19 protein-coding genes are annotated in these 18162 nt (G+C 69.6%); 14 read left to right on the forward strand and 5 right to left on the reverse strand.

Annotated features, from left to right (window positions below; genetic code table 11):
* The first annotated feature begins 16 nt into the window (after nt 1-16).
* From BHS09_RS13310 to BHS09_RS13330, 5 genes are all read left to right on the forward strand, one after another.
* Nucleotides 17-2668, forward strand: a complete 2652-nt coding sequence (locus BHS09_RS13310) for an LPS-assembly protein LptD (protein ID WP_140798042.1) — start codon at nt 17-19, stop codon at nt 2666-2668.
* Nucleotides 2669-2727: 59 nt separating this feature from the next.
* A complete protein-coding gene (locus BHS09_RS13315; protein ID WP_002634858.1) occupies nt 2728-3078 on the forward strand; it encodes a helix-turn-helix domain-containing protein in 351 nt (116 codons plus the stop codon).
* A 160-nt stretch (nt 3079-3238) separates the two neighbouring features.
* Nucleotides 3239-4777 (forward strand): Ig-like domain-containing protein, encoded by a 1539-nt coding sequence (locus BHS09_RS13320; protein WP_140790208.1) that lies wholly within the window; start codon nt 3239-3241, stop codon nt 4775-4777.
* 109 nt (nt 4778-4886) lie between these two features.
* The gene (locus BHS09_RS13325) at nt 4887-5588 is read left to right on the forward strand and encodes a TetR/AcrR family transcriptional regulator (protein WP_140790210.1); all 702 of its coding nucleotides are present in this window, start codon (nt 4887-4889) and stop codon (nt 5586-5588) included.
* The gene (locus tag BHS09_RS13330; protein ID WP_140798043.1) at nt 5537-6319 is read left to right on the forward strand and encodes an enoyl-CoA hydratase/isomerase family protein; all 783 of its coding nucleotides are present in this window, start codon (nt 5537-5539) and stop codon (nt 6317-6319) included. The genes BHS09_RS13325 and BHS09_RS13330 overlap by 52 nt, the downstream gene beginning before the upstream one ends.
* Before the next feature lie 6 nt (nt 6320-6325).
* Here the strand turns inward: BHS09_RS13330 and BHS09_RS13335 are convergent, their stop codons facing one another.
* Entirely contained in the window at nt 6326-7315 is a 990-nt protein-coding gene (locus tag BHS09_RS13335; protein ID WP_140798044.1) for a M23 family metallopeptidase, read from the reverse strand.
* A gap of 300 nt (nt 7316-7615) precedes the next feature.
* Between BHS09_RS13335 and BHS09_RS13340 the strand changes: the two genes are divergently transcribed.
* The 8 genes from BHS09_RS13340 (at nt 7616) to BHS09_RS13375 (ending at nt 11823) form a co-directional block, all read left to right on the forward strand.
* Nucleotides 7616-8140: a hypothetical protein gene (locus tag BHS09_RS13340; RefSeq protein ID WP_174258758.1), complete on the forward strand. Its 525-nt coding sequence runs from the start codon at nt 7616-7618 to the stop codon at nt 8138-8140.
* 17 nt (nt 8141-8157) lie between these two features.
* Nucleotides 8158-8922, forward strand: coding sequence for an endonuclease/exonuclease/phosphatase family protein (locus tag BHS09_RS13345; protein ID WP_140790218.1), 765 nt, complete (start codon nt 8158-8160; stop codon nt 8920-8922).
* 144 nt (nt 8923-9066) lie between these two features.
* Nucleotides 9067-9528, forward strand: a complete 462-nt coding sequence (locus BHS09_RS13350) for a phage holin family protein (protein WP_140798045.1) — start codon at nt 9067-9069, stop codon at nt 9526-9528.
* Nucleotides 9518-9739, forward strand: coding sequence for a DUF3618 domain-containing protein (locus BHS09_RS13355; RefSeq protein WP_011552784.1), 222 nt, complete (start codon nt 9518-9520; stop codon nt 9737-9739). Before BHS09_RS13350 ends, BHS09_RS13355 begins: the two co-directional genes overlap by 11 nt.
* A 38-nt stretch (nt 9740-9777) precedes the next feature.
* On the forward strand, nt 9778-9978 hold the full coding sequence (locus BHS09_RS13360) for a hypothetical protein (protein WP_140790222.1): 201 nt from the start codon (nt 9778-9780) through the stop codon (nt 9976-9978).
* A 35-nt stretch (nt 9979-10013) separates the two neighbouring features.
* On the forward strand, nt 10014-10448 hold the full coding sequence (locus BHS09_RS13365) for a hypothetical protein (RefSeq protein WP_140790224.1): 435 nt from the start codon (nt 10014-10016) through the stop codon (nt 10446-10448).
* A 40-nt stretch (nt 10449-10488) separates the two neighbouring features.
* A complete protein-coding gene (locus BHS09_RS13370) occupies nt 10489-10788 on the forward strand; it encodes a YtxH domain-containing protein (protein ID WP_090489000.1) in 300 nt (99 codons plus the stop codon).
* A 111-nt stretch (nt 10789-10899) separates the two neighbouring features.
* On the forward strand, nt 10900-11823 hold the full coding sequence (locus tag BHS09_RS13375; RefSeq protein ID WP_140790226.1) for a hypothetical protein: 924 nt from the start codon (nt 10900-10902) through the stop codon (nt 11821-11823).
* 25 nt (nt 11824-11848) lie between these two features.
* On the opposite strand, the gene BHS09_RS13380 is transcribed toward BHS09_RS13375, so the two are convergent.
* Nucleotides 11849-12700 carry a hypothetical protein gene (locus tag BHS09_RS13380; protein ID WP_237078278.1) on the reverse strand — a complete coding sequence of 284 codons (852 nt, stop codon included), beginning with the start codon at nt 12698-12700 and terminating at the stop codon, nt 11849-11851.
* Nucleotides 12701-12843: 143 nt separating this feature from the next.
* On the opposite strand from BHS09_RS13380, the gene BHS09_RS13385 reads away from it, so the two are divergent.
* The gene (locus tag BHS09_RS13385) at nt 12844-15384 is read left to right on the forward strand and encodes an adenylate/guanylate cyclase domain-containing protein (protein ID WP_140790230.1); all 2541 of its coding nucleotides are present in this window, start codon (nt 12844-12846) and stop codon (nt 15382-15384) included.
* A 1-nt stretch (nt 15385) separates the two neighbouring features.
* Here the strand turns inward: BHS09_RS13385 and BHS09_RS13390 are convergent, their stop codons facing one another.
* The 3 genes from BHS09_RS13390 to BHS09_RS13400 form a co-directional block, all read right to left on the reverse strand.
* Nucleotides 15386-15751 (reverse strand): (2Fe-2S) ferredoxin domain-containing protein, encoded by a 366-nt coding sequence (locus BHS09_RS13390; protein WP_140798046.1) that lies wholly within the window; start codon nt 15749-15751, stop codon nt 15386-15388.
* A gap of 155 nt (nt 15752-15906) precedes the next feature.
* Complete coding sequence (locus BHS09_RS13395) at nt 15907-16671, reverse strand: NuoI/complex I 23 kDa subunit family protein (protein WP_140798047.1); 765 nt, start codon at nt 16669-16671, stop codon at nt 15907-15909.
* A 42-nt stretch (nt 16672-16713) separates the two neighbouring features.
* The gene (locus BHS09_RS13400; protein WP_140790236.1) at nt 16714-18162 is read right to left on the reverse strand and encodes a complex I subunit 1/NuoH family protein; all 1449 of its coding nucleotides are present in this window, start codon (nt 18160-18162) and stop codon (nt 16714-16716) included.

An 18162-nucleotide genomic window follows, 5' to 3' on the forward strand; every position in this document is an offset into this window, starting at 1 on the left:
TACCCTGCACCCCTGAATGAGCTTCCTGGTTCCGCTCGCCGCCGCGCTGCTGGTCTCCACGTCGCAGGTGCCACTCGCCACCCCGCTGGCTCTGCCCAACGGTGAGACGGCGCAGCTGGCTGCGGACCTGGTCGTCTACGAAGCGGACACGAAGGTCGTCACCGCGCGCGGCAACGCCGTGCTGCGCACGGAGACGATGCAGCTTCGCGCCGACGAGGTGACGTACGACGAGGGGAACCAGCTCGTCACCGCCTCGGGCGGTGTCATGTTCGTGGGCCCCAGCGGCCTGGCCGCGGTCGCCGACACCGTGAAGATGGATGTGCGCACCTACGAGGCGAACCTCGAGGGCGGCCTCTTCATGCAGAAGCAGGGCGTTACGCAGGAGTCCCTGTTCACGGCGAAGACGCCCCAGGAGCTGCGGGCCATGGGGGAGACGCCCCTCCTCATGAGCGGCTCGCGCATCCGCCGGACGGGGGAGAACACCTTCCTCGTGGAGGACCTGGCCTTCACACCGTGCAACTGCAGCCCGGGGGAGCCCGGCTGGCGCATGGAGGCCTCGTCGGCCACCGTCATCCTGGGCGAGCGCGCCACGATGACGCTGCCCGTGGTGTACGTGAAGTCCGTGCCCGTGTTCGCGCTGCCGTGGCTCTACATGCCGCTGTCACAGCGGCGCACCGGCCTGCTGATTCCCAAGCCCACCATCTCCGCGCTCAACGGCTTCTCCCTGGAGCAGCCCCTCTTCATCACGCTGGGGCCGAGCTACGACGTGACGCTCACGCCGGGGTACTTCAGCGGCGGCACGGACGAAGTTCACCGGGTGCACAATGGTGCTACCAGTCTGGACGAGGACGTTCGTGAGCCTCGCTACCTGGGCGTGAAAGGACCCCGGTTGCTCACTGAGTTCCGCTATGCGCCCAGCGAGCGGACCCGGGGACGGGCCACGCTGGGGTTCCTCTACGACTTCCGGCCCATCCGAGACCCTCGTTCCGGCGCGTTCTTTCGGCGGACGGTGGACGGTATTGCCACGACGGAGTTCGTCGACGAGCGGCGAGGACTCCGGGGCGAGGCCTCCTGGCAGCACACCCAGGACATGGGGGGAGGGTGGCACAACCGGGTCGACGCCTCGTTCGTCTCCGATGGCTTCTACACCCGCGACCTCACGGCGGACCTGGTTACTCGCGAGTTCACCTACCTGCGCAGCACGGGCACGGTGTTCCAGCGCCAGGACGACCTCTATGCGGGGCTCGACGTGGCGCTGCGCCAGGACATCCGGTGGGGGTACCGCTTCTTCCAGGACAACCGCGTCCCCGCGGCCACGGACCCAGCGCGCCCGGACCTGAAGGGCCCCACCACGTTCCAGCGCTTGCCGGCCATCACCCTGGCCCTGCCGGAGCGGCCCGTGCTGGGCGGAATCATGGGGGGCCTGTCGGTGCAGTACCTGCGGCTCGCGCCCCTGCGAGGCGGGTACGGCGACGAGGGCACCGACGGCATCTTCCGGCCTGGGGGGGACTACCTCCCGTTCGGCTCCTCCGAGTGGCCGAAGCCCGTGGACACCACGCAGTCCGACGGCATCTTCAATTCGAACGACCGTGAAGCCCGCGACCGGGTGGACTTCTTCCCCCGCCTGTCGACGTCCTTCGGCCTGGGCAGCCTGATGCGCGTGTCGCCCTCGCTGGGCCTGCGCCAGGACGTGTGGCTGGGCGAGGTGTCGGGCCGGACGTGGCAGCGGGGCTATCCCATCGCCGGGCTGCTGCTTGAAAGCCAGGTGGCGCGCGTCTTCGAGGGCCGTGAGACGAGCTTCCGCCATGCCATCACCCCTTCGCTGGAGCTGCGCTACGTGCCGGGCGGGTGGGGCCGGCTTCCCTCGGCCGGGGGCTCCAGGGAGGACCTGGCCCGCCCCTATGACGAAGTGGACGCCGCGGTGCCGTTCCAGGCCGACGGCCGCACCCGGGGCTTTCTCCACGCGGTGCTCGCCGTGGACCAGACGCTGCGCTTCAAGCTCGGCAACGACATCCGCGAGCCGCTGCGCCTGCGCATCGGACAGGGCTTCGACCTCACCCGGCACGTGCCCGCGGCGGGGAAGGTGGACGACCCGGGGCCCGTGCTGCGCGACACCTTCGCCCGCCTCAGCGCCACCGCTGGAATCTTCACGGCCGCGGGCACCGTTCGCTACGACCCCAACGCGGGCCGCATCTCCGGGCTCTCCGCGGAGGTGAACGTCGACAACGGCAAGGGGCACGCCGTGTACGCGCGCTTCGACGACCTGCTGTGGGCCGGGGGAGATGCGCTCAACCGCGGCGCGGATCCCCGTTCCGTGGGCCCAGATGTGCTCCGCCGCTCGCTGGATACCTTGGTAGGCGGACTATCCCGAGTAGAGCCCGGCTTCCCTCCGGCCGAACGGGCTCAAGCCCTCATCGCGGGTACGCGTTTGAAGCTCGGATTTGGGCTGGGAGTGCGGTACGAAGCAATTGTGCAACCGCTTTACCAGGATCTAGTAACTCAAGAAAATCGCCCTCTTGCGCAGCAGACATTCGGCCTCTCGTATGGGCCTGCATGCGACTGCTGGCGGGTAGAGGGGGTGGTGACGTTGCGGCGAGAGTTGGGGCTGGAATTCTCCGGCATCAACCTCATCGTGGCGGATTTCGGATCCTTTGGTTCCGGAGGCTAGGAATCACCAGCGGTGGGTGGTGGTTCCTCCAACCCCGAAACAGCCAGGAGAAGTACTTCGTGTCGGACCTCGGAAAACGAATTGGGCAGCGCATCCGCGAGCTTCGGACACAGCGGCCGGAGCGCTGGACGCAGGAAGAGCTCGCGGAGCGGGCGCAGATCAGCGTGTCGTTCCTTTCCATGATCGAGCGTGGCGAGCGCGTCCCCCATGTGGAGACGCTGGCGGCCCTCGCCAACGCCCTGGGCGTGAGTCTGGGCGAGCTCTTCACGGGAACGGAGCAGACCCTTGCTCAGACGGAGGACCTCCTGCGGCCCCTGTCTGACTTCGCGCGCGCCCGTGGCCTCACCGCCCGGGACGTGGACCGTCTACTGGGTGTGGCCCGGGTGATGTTCAGCGGCACCGCCGCCTGACGTGACCCCCTGGGATTCCAGGCCCTGGACGCAAGAGGGCTCCGGTCCACCTGTCCTGTCCTTGACTGGACGGTAGGTGGCCCGGGAAGATGCGGAAGATGCGCTGTGCGCTGCTCGCGTACAGCCCGCTTCCTTCATCGCCTTCAAGGAGTTTCCACTGATGCGTCCGGGTCTGGCCCCGTGGGTGGCCTTCGCGAGCTTGCTGTTCGTTGCATGCTCGCCGTCGGCCCCCGCCACACTTGAATTCGTGGACCAGTCACCGGCTCAGCCGCGACTGGGAGAAATCACCACGCTGCGCTTCCGCGCGGTGGACTCCCGTGGCCAGCCGCAGGCCGGTACCCCGGTGTCCTTCACGCTGGAGTCCCCGGTTCCGGGCGTCGAGCTGTCGCCCACCGAGGGTGTCACCAACACGGGTGACGGCATCGTGTCCGTGCAGATGACCGCGCGCGGCGGCCGGGTGGCCTCCGCCGTCGTCATCGCCACCGCCGGCACGGGTGCCGAGATGAAGCGGGCCGTCTCGCCGGTGGTCAGCTTCGCGGGCACCAACTCGAACTCCCGTCAGTTCACCTTCCAGTGCGGTTCGTTCTCCGGTAACGGCTCCGGTCTGCACCACGCCGTTGGCGCCTGGGACGAGACGCGCGCCCTCATCGCGGGCGTGAAGGTCCGGTGCATCGCCCACGTGGGTGATCGTAACGGTGACGGCGTGGTGGGCGCCCAGGTGTCCTTCCTCACCGAGGCGGGCACCATCGGTCCCAGCGCCGTGTCCGTCACCGACGTGGTGGGCAACGCGGAGGTCCTCTACAAGACGTCCCTGCCGCTGCCGCAGGACGTGGAGCCGGGCATCTTCAGCTGGAATCCGCAGAAGGACGCGACCCACACGGGCGAGTACCTGGCGCCGCTGTGGATGCACCCCTTCCTCTGGGACGAGAACCCCATTGCCGCCTACGGCAACGCCGCGCAGCCCCAGCAGGACCGTCCGGAGCCGCGCCGTCCGGACCCCATCCGCCCCGGCATCGTCCTCAACCCGCGTGACAACCTGGTCTCGCTGATCGCCATCACCAGCGGTGAGGAGGCCTTCGACGACCTCAACAACAACGGCGTCTGGGACACGGGCGAGCCGTTCGAGGACCTGACCGAGCCCTTCGTCGACAACAACGACAACGGCACGTGGGATCCGGGTGAGCGCTACGTGGACACCAACGGCGACGGCCGCTGGACGGGCAAGAATGGCCAGCACGACGCCAGCACGCTCATCTGGGTGCAGGAGCGCATCCTCTGGACGGGCATGCCCCACGGGCTGGACAAGGACCAGACGCAGCGGCAGCTCGACCCGCCGCCCAACGCGCCGCCGCCGCTCATCAGCCACTTCGGCGGCATCTCGATTTCGTTCATCGTCTCCGACCCCTGGTACAACCGCATGGCGCAGAACAGCGGCAATGACGGTTGCAGTGGCGGCGCGTCCGGCCCCGTCACGGTGTCCCCGGCCAACACGGGCATCGCGTTGACCTACCCGTCCTTCAACTTCGAGACGTACCTGGTCCGCGATGCGCACGAGCCGCCCACCGAAGGCCCCCCGCCGCCGGTCTTCAACCCTCCGGTTGATTGGCGGGTGACGCCCATCTGCAAGTACACCGCGGCACAGCTGGAGGGCCACGAGGCCATCGTCCAGGGGCCCGTCGTCCGGGGCACCGTGGAGTAAGTCGTCGTCGTTTCGCCGGGCGGGCCCACGAAGGCATTGACCCCAGGGCCCGCCCTCCGTAGGTTCTCCACTGGTTGACTGGCGAATCACCCGCCGGTGGAGGACAACCGTGGGTCAGCAGAGCAAGCCGGCGGCGGAGAGTGGCACGCGCGAAAGCGAGCGCCGCCGCACCATCCTCCGCGCGGCCATCGACGTGTTCGCGCGCAAGGGCTACCACGGCTGCCGCATCGCGGACGTGGCGAAAGAGGCCGGCGTCGCATACGGGCTCGTCTACCACTACTTCAAGAACAAGGATGAGCTGCTCGAGACGGTGTTCGACACCGGCTGGAGCGGCTTCGTCACGCGCGTGCGCGCGGTGGTGGAGGGCGAAGGCTCGCTGGCGGAGAAGGTCCGCGGCATCGTCGAGGTGGCCTTCGAGGCCTACCGGGTGGACCCGCGCGCGGTGAAGGTGCTCATCCTGGAGATTGCGCGCAGTCCGGCGGGCTCGCGCATCAACCGGCAGACGGCCTTCGTGGATGCCATCCGGCTCAGCTCGGCGCTCTTCAACGCCGCGCAGGAGCGGGGCGAGCTGCGGCCGGGGTTGGACCCGCACCTGGCCTCCGCGCTCCTCTTCGGCAACATCGAAATGGCGCTCACCGCCTTCGTCGTGGGGCTGGCCGACGCGCGCGACCCCGACGCCCTGGAGCGGGCGAAGTCGCAGATTGCCGACTCCTTCCTTTACGGCGTCCTCACGGGTGCCCAGGCAGCGGAGGTGTCCGAATGGAAGCCGGAGAAGTCCGCTACGAAGTCCAAGGCCCCCAAGCGCTCCTGACCATTGACCGGCCCAAGGCCCGCAACGCCTTGTCCCCGGGCGTGGTGCGCGAGCTGATGGCCGCGCTGGAGCGGGCCGAATCCGACGCCGCGGTGCGCGTGGTGGTGCTGACGGGCGCCGGTGAGAAGGTCTTCTGCGCGGGCGGGGACCTGGGAACCATGGCTGGTGACGAGGGCTTCCTGTCCACGCACGAGGGCCGCCGTTCCTACGGGAAGCTGCTGGCGCGCTTCCAGGAACTGCGCAAGCCCACCGTGGCGCGCGTCAACGGGCACGCGCTGGCGGGAGGCCTGGGGCTGGTGCTCGCGTGTGATTTGGCCGTCGCCGTGGAGGGCGCGGACCTGGGCACGCCCGAAATCGACGTGGGCCTCTTCCCGATGATGATGATGGCGCTGCTCCAGCGTCACCTGGGCCGCAAGCGCGCGCTGGAGCTGGTGCTCACCGGAGACCGGCTGCCCGCGCGCGAGGCGCTGACGTTGGGGCTGCTCAACCGCGTGGTGCCGGCCGCGGAACTGGACGCCGCGGTGGGCGCGCTCGCGGGAAAGCTGGCGGGGAAGAGCCAGGCGGTGCTGGCGCTGGGGCGCCGTGCCTTCTTCACCGCCGAGGACCTGCCGCTGCCCGCCGCGCTGGAGTACCTGGCCTCGCAGCTGTCGCTGAACGTGCTGGCGGACGACGCGGGGGAGGGCATCTCCGCGTTCCTGGAGAAGCGTCCCCCGAAGTGGAACGACCGCTGACGCCGGCTACTGCGTGCCCAGCTCGGCGTTGCCGCCCTGGGCGACGCTGGGCGGCAGGTGCGGGAAGAAGTCCAGCTTCAGCAGGCGCTCTCCGTCCACCCACAGCCCGTCCACCTTCACGCCCCAGTGCAGGTGCGGGCCGGTGACGCGGCCGGTGCTGCCCACCTTGCCCAGCAGCTGGCCCTGCTTCACCTGTGTGCCCGTCTTCACGTCGATGCGCGACAGGTGGAAGTACGCCGTGTAGAGCCCCGCGCCGTGGTGCACCAGCACGGTGTTGCCCGCCGCGTAGTTGTCGCGCGCCATCACCACCGTGCCGTCGTTGGCGGCCTGCACTGGCGTGCCCGGGTCCCCGTCGATGTCCACGCCGAAGTGCTGACTGGACAGCTTTCCGTTGAAGGTGCGGCGGTCGCCGAAGGGCGCGGTGATGCGGTCCGCCCTGGGCCACGCGAAGTTCTGCGAGAAGTGCGGCGCGCTGAAGTCCTGGGCGAAGGCTTCAGCGAAGGCGCGGCGGTCCGCGGCCATGCGCTTGCGCACCGACGCGGGCGGCTTCACGTACTTGCCGGCCACGCGCAGCTCGCGCGACGGGTAGCCGGACTCCACGACGTCCAGCGTGCCCGTCAGCTCCACCTGCGGCGCGCCCGGCGTGACGGGGCCCATGGCCGTCACCTGCGCGGTGCCCGGCGTCATCTCCACCGGCAGGCCGGAAACGGCCAGATAGCCATCGCCCCAAGGGAAGAAGCGCAGCGCGCGTCCGGCGAGCGTGCCGGTGGGAGGCGCCGTCATGCCGCTCACCGTCACCAGCACCGGGTCTCCCGGCTTGGCTGCGCCGGGCTGCAGCGTCAGCTGGGGAGGGGCCTCCAGGGAAGCGTCCTCTCTGGACGCGCGCACGGGCACCGAGGCGGTTTCGGTCGCACCGGCCTTCGCTCCAAGTGCGAGCAGGGCGAGTAGCAGGAAAGGGGACTTGGAATACTTCCGGCCGGGTGCGTGCGAAGGCATGGGCCGTTTTTACACCACGTCGCGCGCAACTCTTCCCGGAGTGTGGTGTCGGTCCGCCGCATGCTTGCTCCGCCCCTCGAAAGCGCTTGGCTCGTCGCCTGGGTGGGAGAATGGCCGCACGCCTCCTCTGCGCGAAGCCGACCCCAGAGGTTGTCGGTACTTGGACGACGCATCTTGTCCGCATGCCGCCTGCCTGTCCGCAGGGCAGGCGGGCCACCAGGGCACATTCCGTCAAGGCGTACCCGGGGGACTGGGGGCTTCCTAGCTTCTGAACGGACTCGTTGATTGGGAGATTCGCGGATGCCTCGTCCCTATAGCTTTGACCACTACCAGGTTCCGAAGACGCTGCCGGCGCCGAAGCGAAGCCTGCGTCGGCAGGACAAGGCGCGGCTGGCCCATTCCAAGGCGCATCCCGAGGCCATGGAGAGCCACGAGGGCGTTCACTACGGCAAGCGCTTCGCGGAGACGGAAGAACTCTACATCGCGCATCAGATGGAGGCGCAGCTGGAGGAACTGGCGCGGCCCGAGCCCGACGCCAAGTTCTCCCACGGCCCGGAATTCAAGGCGGCACGTGGCACGTCGAAGGGCAAGGCGCGCCCGACCTCCGCGCCCGTCGTGGGAGGAACGGCGCCGATTGGCGCGCTGCCACCCACGCGCGAGCAGCCGCCGCGCGGGCGGCTGCCGGAGATTCGCGACGAGGTGGAGCACCAGCTCCAGGCCCTGCGGGGTGGACTGGGCGACGCCGTCAAGGCCGTGTCCCGGCTCATCCTGCTGCCCGTCACGGTCGTCCGCATGGCCGCGGGCCGCATCCTTCCTCTGTCCTGATTGGGTGAGCGACGCGCGTGGAGCTGAGGCTCGTTTCGTACAACATCCATAGTGGTATCGGAACGGACGGCCGCTTCGACCTGGGCCGCGTGGGCGCGGTGCTCCGCGAAGTGGGCGCGGACATCGTCGCTCTCCAGGAGGTAGGCGACTTTCGCGCGGTGACGCCTCGGGAGGACCAGCCCGAACACCTGGCGGACATGCTCGGGCTGCACATGGCCTTTGGTCCCAATGTCGTGCGCAACGGCCGGCGCTACGGCAACGCCATCCTGTCGCGGCTGCCCATCCTCAAGTCGAAGAACTACGACTTGAGCGTGGGCCGCCGCGAGCCTCGCGGCGCGCTGCGCTGCGACCTGGACATCGGGGGCGGGCAGCAGCTCCACGTCTTCTCCCTCCACCTGGGCCTGCGCCTGGGGGAGCGGCGCAGGCAGGAGGCGTTGCTGTTGTCCTCGGACATCCTCCGCGATGCCGCGCGGAAGGCCCCGTTGGTGGTGTGTGGAGATTTCAACTACTGGGGCAATGGCCCGGTGCCCTCGCTGGTGCGCCAGGCCATCCACGACGCGGCGCTGGAGCTCGGCGCGCCCGCTCGCACGTATCCCACGCGACTGCCCCTGCTGCGGCTGGACCGCATCTTCGTGGACGCGGGCGTGCGCCCGCTGTCCATCCACCCTCACCGCACGGAGTTGAGCCGGGTGGCGTCTGACCACCTGCCCCTCGTGCTGCGCTTCGAGGCCCCCATCGCCGTGGAGCCTTCCGTCTCTCCTCCGGTGCAGCTCATCGGGTAGACTGGGCGGATGGGCCGACGCGCGCGTTCACTGGCCGACGCTTGCGTGCGCCGGACAAAAACTCCGTGACGTGGTTGTCGCGGAACAGGTGCATGCCTAGGTTGGCCCGCACCTGAGAGGCCGTATGCGTCGGCCGGAGAGCGCATGCACGTGGGAAGTGAACAGGCAGAGCGCGGGATTTCCGCGCTCGTCGGGCGCATGGCCGACGGCTTCAGCCGGCTGGTGACGCAGCACCTGCAGCTGGCGCGCATGGAGCTGGCCGAGGATGTCAAGGCCACGGGCCTGGACGTGGCGATGATCGTGGCCTTCGTGCCCTTCATCCTCGTGGGTTATGGCTTCGTGTGCGCGGCGCTGGCGGCGTGGCTTTCCACGTGGTTGGGATGGTCCGGAGCGCTGGCTGGAATCGGCCTGCTGAATCTGGTGGGAGGCGCGGGCGGCGCGATGTGGGCGGTGAACCGGCTGAAGGCGCGCCGGATGATGGACGATACGTCGCAGGAGCTCTCGCTCAGCGTGGCCGCGCTCACCAACGCCGTCCCCAACGCGTCCGTGAACGCGCTCCAGGGGACGAACCGTGAAATCTTCAAGGAGCCCCCGCATGGCCGGTAGCAATGGACAGCCCAAGGCCTACAGCCCCCGCAGCAGCGCGGACCTGCGTGCCGAAATCGAGCGCACGCGCGCCGAGCTGGCCACGTCGGTGAGTGCCCTTCGCGAAGAAGTGGCAGTGGCCGCAGACTGGCGCCAGTGGGTGAGCCGCAATCCCTACGCGTGTGTAGGCGCGGCGTTCGTGGTGGGCCTGTGGTTGGGCTCGCGCGACTGACGACTGCCGTAGTACCCCCAATTGAGGAGATGGCTTCGATGGAGATGAATCCGCAGCAGATGGCCGACAAGGCGCGTGAGTTCCAGGACCGCGTGGTGCCGCAGATCGACGAGGCCCGTCAGAACATCGTGGACCTGAACAACCGCGTGGTGAGCTTCATCCGCGCCAATCCGGGCACGTGCCTGCTGGGCGCCGTGGCCGTGGGTTTCCTCGTCGGACGCATTGCCTCGCGCCGCTGAAGACGCGCGCTGGAACCACACGAGAGGGTGAACGCATGACGACGTTTCCAGGTGCATCGGGCAATGGCACGCCGCAGGACCCGCAGGGCGGCGGCTTCGGGCAGCGAGTGGACCACATTGGCAGCGACGCGCAGCAGCTCTGGTCCGACGCGCGCGGCGCGGTGACGGACTTGGGGCAGACGCTGGACCTGCGGGGGCGCGTGGAGCGCAACCCGTACGGGATGATGGCGGCCGCCGTGGGCGTCGGCTATCTGCTGGGCGGCGGGCTCTTCACGCCGCTGACGGCGCGCATCCTCCGGCTCGGCGTGCGCCTCGCGGCGCTGCCACTGGTCAAGGATGAACTGTTGGGCATGGCGGAAGCGGCCTTCCAGGGCTATCAAACTGGACGTGGTATGGCTGGTCCGGGCCCGCAGGGCTCCGCCTCGGCGAACGCCACTTCCGCAGGCACTCCTCGCCCGCCGACGTACTGAGGCCGGGCTTTCCTCCACCCCACAACCCCCGGAGTCTCAAATGGTGAACTTCAACAACCTCAAGAAGCTGGACAAGGACGACCTGCTGCACCTGGTGGGCCTGGAGACGCGTCGGGACACGGTGGACACGCTCCTGCCCGTCGTGGGCGCCTTCGCCGCGGGCATCCTCGTGGGCGCGGGCCTGGGCCTGCTGCTGGCGCCCAAGCCGGGCAATCAGTTGCGCGATGACCTCCGTCAGCGCCTGCACAGCGGCCAGGAGTACCTGTCCAACGCGGTGGGCCGCTCCTCCGAGGGCGCGGCGCAGACGGGCCCGCAGGGCACCGTGTCCCGCACCGCCTGATTCGCGGCATCCGCCGCACACGGCCCCGGACGGGGCCAGGGGCCTCCATTCGCGCCGGCAACGGCCGCGGGTGGGGGCCTTCCCGTTTGGAGCCGGTTAGAGTCCACGGCCGTGAGTGAGACGACGCAGGGTGGGATGGTGAAGCACGCCGGGGCCAGCGAGGGCGTGAGCCCGGACGCGGCGCTGGCGCGGCTGCGCGCGCTGGAGACGCTGGAGTCCGGGTATGAGGCGTGGCTGGAGCTCCAGGTGGAGCACGCGGCGTCGCGACTGCGCTTCCGTGAGGAGCGCGAGCGGCTGGAGCAACAGGGCTCGTTCCTGTTGGGCGCGGTGCGCGCCGCGGGGCTGACACCTGCGTCGGGCGCCGAGCCCGCGCTGGTGACTCCGCCCGCCGCTCCAGGGGATTTCCTGCGGGAAGCGGAGGACAAGCTGACGCAGGCCCGCGACGCGCTTGCCCGGCGAGAGGCGGAGAGCGAGGCGAAGCATGCCGAGGCCTTCGCGGAGATTCGTGCCACGCTCAAGGATCGCGTCCAGCGCTACCTGAGCGCGAGCCGTCCGTCCCTGACGTTGCTGCTGCGCCGTGTGGGGACGGAGCGCGCGATTCTCCATCTGGAGCGCGTGTCCGGAGACACGCCCGTGCTGCTGTGCTTCCTGTTCGCGGCCAGGATTCCGTCCCGGTACGGCTTCCTGCTGGATGACGCGACCGAGGACGTGTCACTGCCGCCCGCGCCGCTCTATGCAGACGCGGGCGTGGCCGCGGACGAAGTGCGTCCGGACGCGGTGGGGTTGGAGTCGCGCGTACGGGGGGGAGGGGAGGTAGTGCCGCTGAAGGGCTTCCTCCCCGTGTTCGTTCCACGCCCTTCGGGAGGCGAGGACTTCTTCCGGCTGCTTCAGCGGGGCGTGGTGCTGGAGGTGGAGGTCGCGGACGGGACGGCCTTCCGCAACGTCCTCTCCCGCGAGGAGTCCGAGCGCTTCGCGGGGCACCTGCTGCGCCTCAAGCTGGAAGGGCGCATCGGGCTGGACATCGAAGTGGGCTGACTCGCCTCGCGTCGGCAGATCCGTCCTAGCGCGTGCGCACCACGCCCACCTCGGCGGTGCCCGCCAGCAGCGCGCTGCCGAGGAACAGGTTGCCGGATTCGGCGCCGCCCATTCGCACGGCATGGAAGATGACCAGGTAGGTCTGCTCGCGCTGGGGGAAGGCGGTGCCCGGAATCGTCACGCGGGCCTCACGGTACGGGCCCGGCAGGCCCACCAGTTGGAGGAACTGGACCGGCGTGGAGGGCAGGTTGGTGTACGTCGGCTCGCCCTGCGCGCCCTCGGCGCTCAGGGGCACGACGGTGACGAAGCCGAGCGTGCGGTCCGTATTCGCCGGGGGCGCCGGCCGGTCGAAGGACAGGGGCGTGCTCGCGTCGATGCGCAGGAAGCCTTCGGGCGGGTGCAGCGCGGCGATGGTCTCCTTCATCGGCGCGTTGTCCACCTGGCCCACGTAGCGCGTGCCACCCCGGTTCGCGATGAACTGGTAGGTGGCACCGGGCTGGTAGGTGAAGTCGGAGGCGCCCACGCTGGTGCGGCGGTAGTTGCCGGAGCCCTCGTCCGCGAGCGCCGTGGCCTGGCCACCCACCGGCTGCACCGTGATTTCGGCCCCCGCCAGGCCGGAGGGCTGCGAGTTCTCACCCGTCCGGCTGCCAAGGAAGACGATGGCGGCCGTCTGCGCGGGCAGGGCGAGCACGTCGCCACCGTCCGGGCTGAAGGTGCCCGCGTCATAGCCGGCCAACGCGGAAGCGGAGACCTCCACCTCCGGGGTGGAGAGCAGCGTGCCCACCATGACGTGGTCGGCGGTGAGCTGGTCCAGGTCGCAAGCCAGGAAGGCGAGGGAGGAGGCGGCGAGCGCCGCGGACACCAGGGTGCGTTTCATGGGAACACGAGCATAGCAGGCACCCCCGCAACGACGACCGCGCTCGGGCCCATCTCGGGGTATCCTCCGGGCCACCCGTGCAAGGTCACCGTGTTCACTCCGCAGGCCGGCGCTTCCTGAAGCGGCTTGGCGTCTCCCTGTTGATGGCCCTCCTCTTCGGAGGCGTGCTGGGGCTGCTCGTGTACCTGCGCCCCACCAGCATCGTGCCGCCCAAGGACCCGCCGTCGGCCTGGGTCCCCTCCGCGGCGGTGGATGCCGCACAGGCCTGGCTGGAAGGCTGGGAGCGTGTCACCTACGACTGGCGCGTGCGGGAGCTGGGGGAGCGCTCCGAGCGCCCCGACGAGGCCGTCGTCATCGCCATCGACGACGAGACGCTGGCCGAGGCCCGCCAGGACGTGCGCCCCGGCGTCGCCACGCAGCCCTGGCCGCGCCAGCTCGTGGGCCGCATGGTGCACCGGCTGGTCCAGGAGGGGGCGCTGCTGGTGCTCGTGGACTTGCCCTTCACGGACCTGAGCCCCAACGCCTGTGCCGAAGCCTCGTCCGCGTCGGCCTCGTCGCTCTCCTGCGACGACGCGGCCTTCGCCGCGCAGCTGGCGAAAGATCCGGGCCGGGCGCTGCTGTCGTTCACCTGGGAAGCGCAGGGGCCCCGGGTGCTGCCCCCCGCCAGCCGCCTGTGGCCGTACCGCGTGAAGCTGGGCGTCTATGACGCGTCCGAGGCGGCCTCCCTGCGCGCGCAGGCCGTGCTCGCGGCGCAGCGCCCGGCCTTCATCATCCCCGCGGGCAGCCAGGTAGAGGTCTGGGGCGGCGCCATGGACGAAGCGGACGGCAAGGCGCTGGGCTCGCGCCTGGGAGCCACCGCGCATGTCCTCGAGGAGCGCCGCGCAGCGGACGACAGCTACCGCGTGGGCCCCACGGAGCTCTTCATCTCGCTGGCGGAGGTCCAGGTGGAGGGACTGGACGCGGCGAATCTCATCGAGCTGCGCCAGGTTCAGCACCCCGTGGTGCCGCTGTTGAGCGGAAGCGCGGGCTTCGGTGCGTCCACGCTCGTGGCGGGCCAGGACGGACGCGTGCGCGCCGTGGCGCACCTCATGAGCTACACCGTGCGCGGCAAGCGCCACATCCTGCCGTCGCTGCCCCTGGCCGCGGCCATGCGGTTGGCCGGTACGCGCTCGCTCCGCTACGAGGGCGGCAAGCTGCACGTGGGGGACCAGTACGCGTTCCCGATGAGCGCCTCGGGACTGAGCCTGCTGCGCTGGGATGCGCCCAACGCGGGCCGGGGCTCACGCGGCTCGCTGGCGCGCTCCATCCGCGCGTGGAACGTGCTCCTCAACGTCTTCGACGTGGCGGACGAGCGCCCCGCGCGCTTCGAGAATGACCTGGAAGGCCGCACCGTCGTCCTCACGCGGACCGCCGGCGAGTCCGCGCACCTGCGTTCCACGCCCCTGGGGCCGGAGACGCCGGGGGGCGCGATTCTGGGGCAGGCGCTGGCCAACATCCTCCGCTCGGAGGGCATCACCCGTGCGGCGCCCGATTTGGACCTGCTCCTCACGCTGGGGCTGGCCTTCCTCGGCGCCTTCCTGGCGCTGTCGCTCAGCTTCCTGCTGCGCTCGGTGCGCGGCGCCGTGCTCTACGTGGGCTTCCTGGTGGCGGCGGGCGCGGGCTACGCCTTCGGAGCCGCATACGTCTTCGTCGAACAGCGGCTGTGGGTGGCCATGGCCGGGCCGCTGCTGGCCATGGTGGGCGCCTTCGTCGCCACCATTCGCTACGCCTACGGCACGGAGCGGCAGATTCGCGACTTCGTGCACAACGCGCTCGGCCGCTACGTCAGCCCGGACGTGGCCCGGCTGGTGGCGCGGGACTTGAGCCTGATGCGCCCCGAGCGCCGGCAGATGTCCGTGTACGTCTGCGACATCGAAGGCTTCACGCGGCTGTCGGAGGGCCTGCCGCCCGAGCAGCTGGTAGGCCTCTTCAACGCGTACCTCACGGAGATTTCCGCGGTGGTGCGGTCCACGGCGGGGCAGGTGGACAAGTACATCGGCGACTCGGTGATGGCCTTCTGGGGCGCGCCGGTGCGCACGGACCGCCACGCGCACCTGGCCTGCGAGGCGGCGCTGAAGATGCGGGAGGTGCTGACCGAGCGTCAGTCCGCCTGGGAGAAGAAGTATGGCCACCGCCTCAGCTTCCGCGCGGCCGTGGACACCGGGGAGCTGGTGGTGGGCGACCTGGGCAGCGAGATGAAGTCCAACTACACCGTGCTCGGAGACGCGGTGGGGTTGGCCTCGCGGCTGGAGGCCATCAACAAGGTGTACGGCACCTACGTGCTGGCCGGGGACACCACCGCGCAGCTCGCCAGCGGCAGCTACGTCTTCCGTGTGGTGGACCTGGTGCGCTTCAAGGGCCGCCCGCAGCCGGTGCGCGTGCATGAGTTGGTGGCGCGCCGCGGAGAACTCACGCCCCGCATGCAGGAGCAGCTCGCGCTCCACGAGCAGGCCCTCACCGCCTACCACCAGCGCCGCTTCGCGGAGGCGCATGCCCTCTTCGAGCGTGCTTCACACGAGTACCAGGACACCGTCGCCGCGCTCTACGCCGGCCGCTGCGCCCGCTTCCTCGTCACGCCGCCGCCCGCGGACTGGGACGGCGTGCACGGCATGGAGGAGGGCGAGCCCACCGCCGCGGCGGCGTGAGTCACTCCTCGCCGTCGTCCGAGTCCGGCTGGCCGAAGAGCTCCTTCACGGGGGCGTCCTTCGCGATGTGCTCCGCCACCACGCGGCGCATCTTCTCCGCCGTCATCGCCGAGTAGTACACCTCTCCTGGCCAGCCCATGAGCTGGTAGTCCTCGGGAGAGAGCGGATCTCTCTTGCGGCCGGTGTCCTCGCGGACGACGACGTTCGGCCCCATGTGGCAGAAGCCGTAGCAGCCGCCGCGGTACAGCTCGCAGCGCGGCACCAGCCCCTGGCCGGAGAGGGTGTCCCGGGCCTCGGCGTAGACGGCGTCCGCGCCGCCCGCCTTGCAGCTGGAGCCCTTGCACACCGACAAGCGGTAGCGCTTCACGGTGGCGTCTCCTGGAGGCCGCCATCAAGCGTATTGAAGAGGTTCAGCTTCACCACCAGCCCCCTGAAAAAGCGCCGGCCCGCCTTCCGCTTCAACGCGGGAGTGCGGGCCGGGAATCCGGGTGAGGCCGATACGGCCTCACTGGGAATCTGGATTCACTTGATGAACTTCGTCACCTGGATGGGGCCCTGCTGCGTGACGACCGTCTGGTGGCCCGCATGGGCCCCCGCGGGCAGCGCCTTGCCGTGGCCGCCGTGCTCGCCGTGCGGCAGCTTGAGCTCCACCAGGCCCTCGCCGATGCGCGTGTGCGCTTCCTTGTGGACGTGGTGCGGCTCCTCGGAGCCCTCGCGCTTGTTCCACGGGTCCGACGGGTGGGACACCGGCGCGCCCTTGAGCAGCTTCGGGATGTCGTAGACGAAGTTCTGCCGCGTGTACTCGGGCGGGGTGTGCGTGTAGGTGTCCATGCGGATGGCGTCCTTGGGGCACGCATCCACGCAGAGGCCGCACACGATGCACCGCAGCTCGTCGATGACGAACTGGGTGGGGTACTTCTCGATGACGCGGTCCTCGGAGTCCGAGGCTTCGTCCTCGTACTCACCCGCCTCGATGTAGATGCACTGCGCCGGGCAGATGGTGGCGCACATGTAGCAAGCCACGCAGCGCGGCTTGCCGTCCTCGCGCGGAACCAGCCGGTGCAGGCCGCGGTAGCCCTCGGGGTAGATGGGCTTCTCCTCGGGGTACGCCACCGTCGTCATCAGGCTGGCGCCGGTGCGGTCCACCACCTGCGTGTTGGTGTCACGCGTCCCGAAGAGGTTGCGGAAGAAGTGCTTCGCGGTGATGCCCAGGCCGCGGAGCAGGTTGGGCACATAGGTTCGCTCGCGGATGTCCGTGCGAGGGTCCTTGCTTACCTTGTAGGCCATGATGGTTCTCGATTCCCGGATGCTGGGGCCGAAAGGTGCGGCCTAGTGGGTGGACGCCGGGGCCGCGCCGTGGGCGTGCGCCGGCAGGTCATGGGCACCGTGCCCACCGTGGGCGTGGCCATGTCCGTGGTCGTGACCATGGCCGGCGTGCGCCCCGTGCGCACCGCCTGCGGGGACCTTCGTCGTCGTGGTCAACACCACCAGGAAGCCAATCTCCGCGATGCCGAGGACCGCCAGCGCCCGCAGGGACGGATCCCAGAGGACCAGCGCACCGGTCACGAAGATGTTCACCAAGCCGAGGGGGAGGAGGATCTTCCAGCCCAGCGACTGAATCTGGTCGTAGCGGAAGCGGGGGAACGTCCAGCGGATGAGCAGCTGCACCCAGATGAGGAACAGCACCTTCAGCCAGAACACCGTGCCCAGGATGGTGCCCAGCAGCCAGCCGTGCTCCTGCATGATGGGCAGGTTGGCCAGCCACTCGTTGCCGAAGGGCAGGTGGTAGCCGCCGAAGAAGAACGCCGTCGTCACGCCGGCCAGCACCACGACCTCCACGAACTCGGAGATCATGAAGAGGCCGAACTTCATGCCGGAGTACTCAACGAAGTAGCCGATGATCTCCGACTCGCCTTCCGGCAGGTCGAACGGGGCGCGCTTGGTCTCCGCGAAGGACGCGGCGAAGAAGAGCAGGAAGCCCAGCGGTTGGATGAAGATGCCCCACGCGGGCAGCCCCAGGTCGAAGGCGCCGTCCGTGCGCCACAGGTAGCGGCCCTGGCCGGTGCCGCCGGTGAGCGCGTTGCCGATGTCACCAATGATGGCCGGGAACTGCACCGAGGAGAAGGTGAGGAAGATGCCGACCAGGGACAGGCCGAGCGCGACCTCGTAGGCGATCATCTGCGAGGTGGCGCGCACGCCGCCCAGCAGTCCGAACTTGTTGTTGGAGGCCCAGCCGGCCAGCGCGGTGCCGTAGACGGCCAGCGAGGCGATGGCGAGCACGTAGAGGGCGCCGAAGTCCGGCGTGGCCACCACCATGTCCACGTTGCGGCCGAACACCTGCACCGACGGACCGGCGGGCACCACGGCGAACAGGGCGAAGGTGGGGGCGAAGGCCAGGATGGGGCCCAGGTTGAACATGAACCGGTTCGCGGCGGCCGGAATCAGGTCTTCCTTGGTCAGCATCTTCAGCACGTCCGTGAGGATGTGCGGAAGGCCGCCCAGCGGGCGGTTCTTCAGGCCGGGCAGGGCGATGCGGGCGCGGTTGGGACCCATGCGGTCCTGGATGAACGCGCTCCACTTGCGCTCCGCCATGGTCAGCAGCGTGGCGATGACCATCACGAAGATGAGGACGAGGAACAGCACGTTGGTCAGCCGGCTCGCGCCAGTGAACCAGTGCTCCTCCACCAGGCCACCCACGAGGTAGGCCGACGCCATGCCACCCGCCATCAGGAAGACGATGGTGAACATGGCGACGAGAATCGTCAGTACGCGGCTCAT

The organism is Myxococcus xanthus (genome assembly GCF_006402735.1).
GTDB classification, from domain to species: domain Bacteria; phylum Myxococcota; class Myxococcia; order Myxococcales; family Myxococcaceae; genus Myxococcus; species Myxococcus xanthus_A.

Coding starts and splice junctions, on each gene's coding strand:
- BHS09_RS13310 (WP_140798042.1), top strand. CDS start 17: ATGAGCTTCCTGGTTCCGCTCGCCGCCGCGCTGCTGGTCTCCACGTCG.
- BHS09_RS13320 (WP_140790208.1), top strand. CDS start 3,239: ATGCGTCCGGGTCTGGCCCCGTGGGTGGCCTTCGCGAGCTTGCTGTTC.
- BHS09_RS13330 (WP_140798043.1), top strand. CDS start 5,537: ATGGAAGCCGGAGAAGTCCGCTACGAAGTCCAAGGCCCCCAAGCGCTC.
- BHS09_RS13335 (WP_140798044.1), bottom strand. CDS start 7,315: ATGCCTTCGCACGCACCCGGCCGGAAGTATTCCAAGTCCCCTTTCCTG.
- BHS09_RS13340 (WP_174258758.1), top strand. CDS start 7,616: ATGCCTCGTCCCTATAGCTTTGACCACTACCAGGTTCCGAAGACGCTG.
- BHS09_RS13350 (WP_140798045.1), top strand. CDS start 9,067: ATGCACGTGGGAAGTGAACAGGCAGAGCGCGGGATTTCCGCGCTCGTC.
- BHS09_RS13355 (WP_011552784.1), top strand. CDS start 9,518: ATGGCCGGTAGCAATGGACAGCCCAAGGCCTACAGCCCCCGCAGCAGC.
- BHS09_RS13360 (WP_140790222.1), top strand. CDS start 9,778: ATGGAGATGAATCCGCAGCAGATGGCCGACAAGGCGCGTGAGTTCCAG.
- BHS09_RS13365 (WP_140790224.1), top strand. CDS start 10,014: ATGACGACGTTTCCAGGTGCATCGGGCAATGGCACGCCGCAGGACCCG.
- BHS09_RS13370 (WP_090489000.1), top strand. CDS start 10,489: ATGGTGAACTTCAACAACCTCAAGAAGCTGGACAAGGACGACCTGCTG.
- BHS09_RS13380 (WP_237078278.1), bottom strand. CDS start 12,700: ATGAAACGCACCCTGGTGTCCGCGGCGCTCGCCGCCTCCTCCCTCGCC.
- BHS09_RS13385 (WP_140790230.1), top strand. CDS start 12,844: ATGGCCCTCCTCTTCGGAGGCGTGCTGGGGCTGCTCGTGTACCTGCGC.
- BHS09_RS13395 (WP_140798047.1), bottom strand. CDS start 16,671: ATGGCCTACAAGGTAAGCAAGGACCCTCGCACGGACATCCGCGAGCGA.
- BHS09_RS13400 (WP_140790236.1), bottom strand. CDS start 18,162: ATGAGCCGCGTACTGACGATTCTCGTCGCCATGTTCACCATCGTCTTC.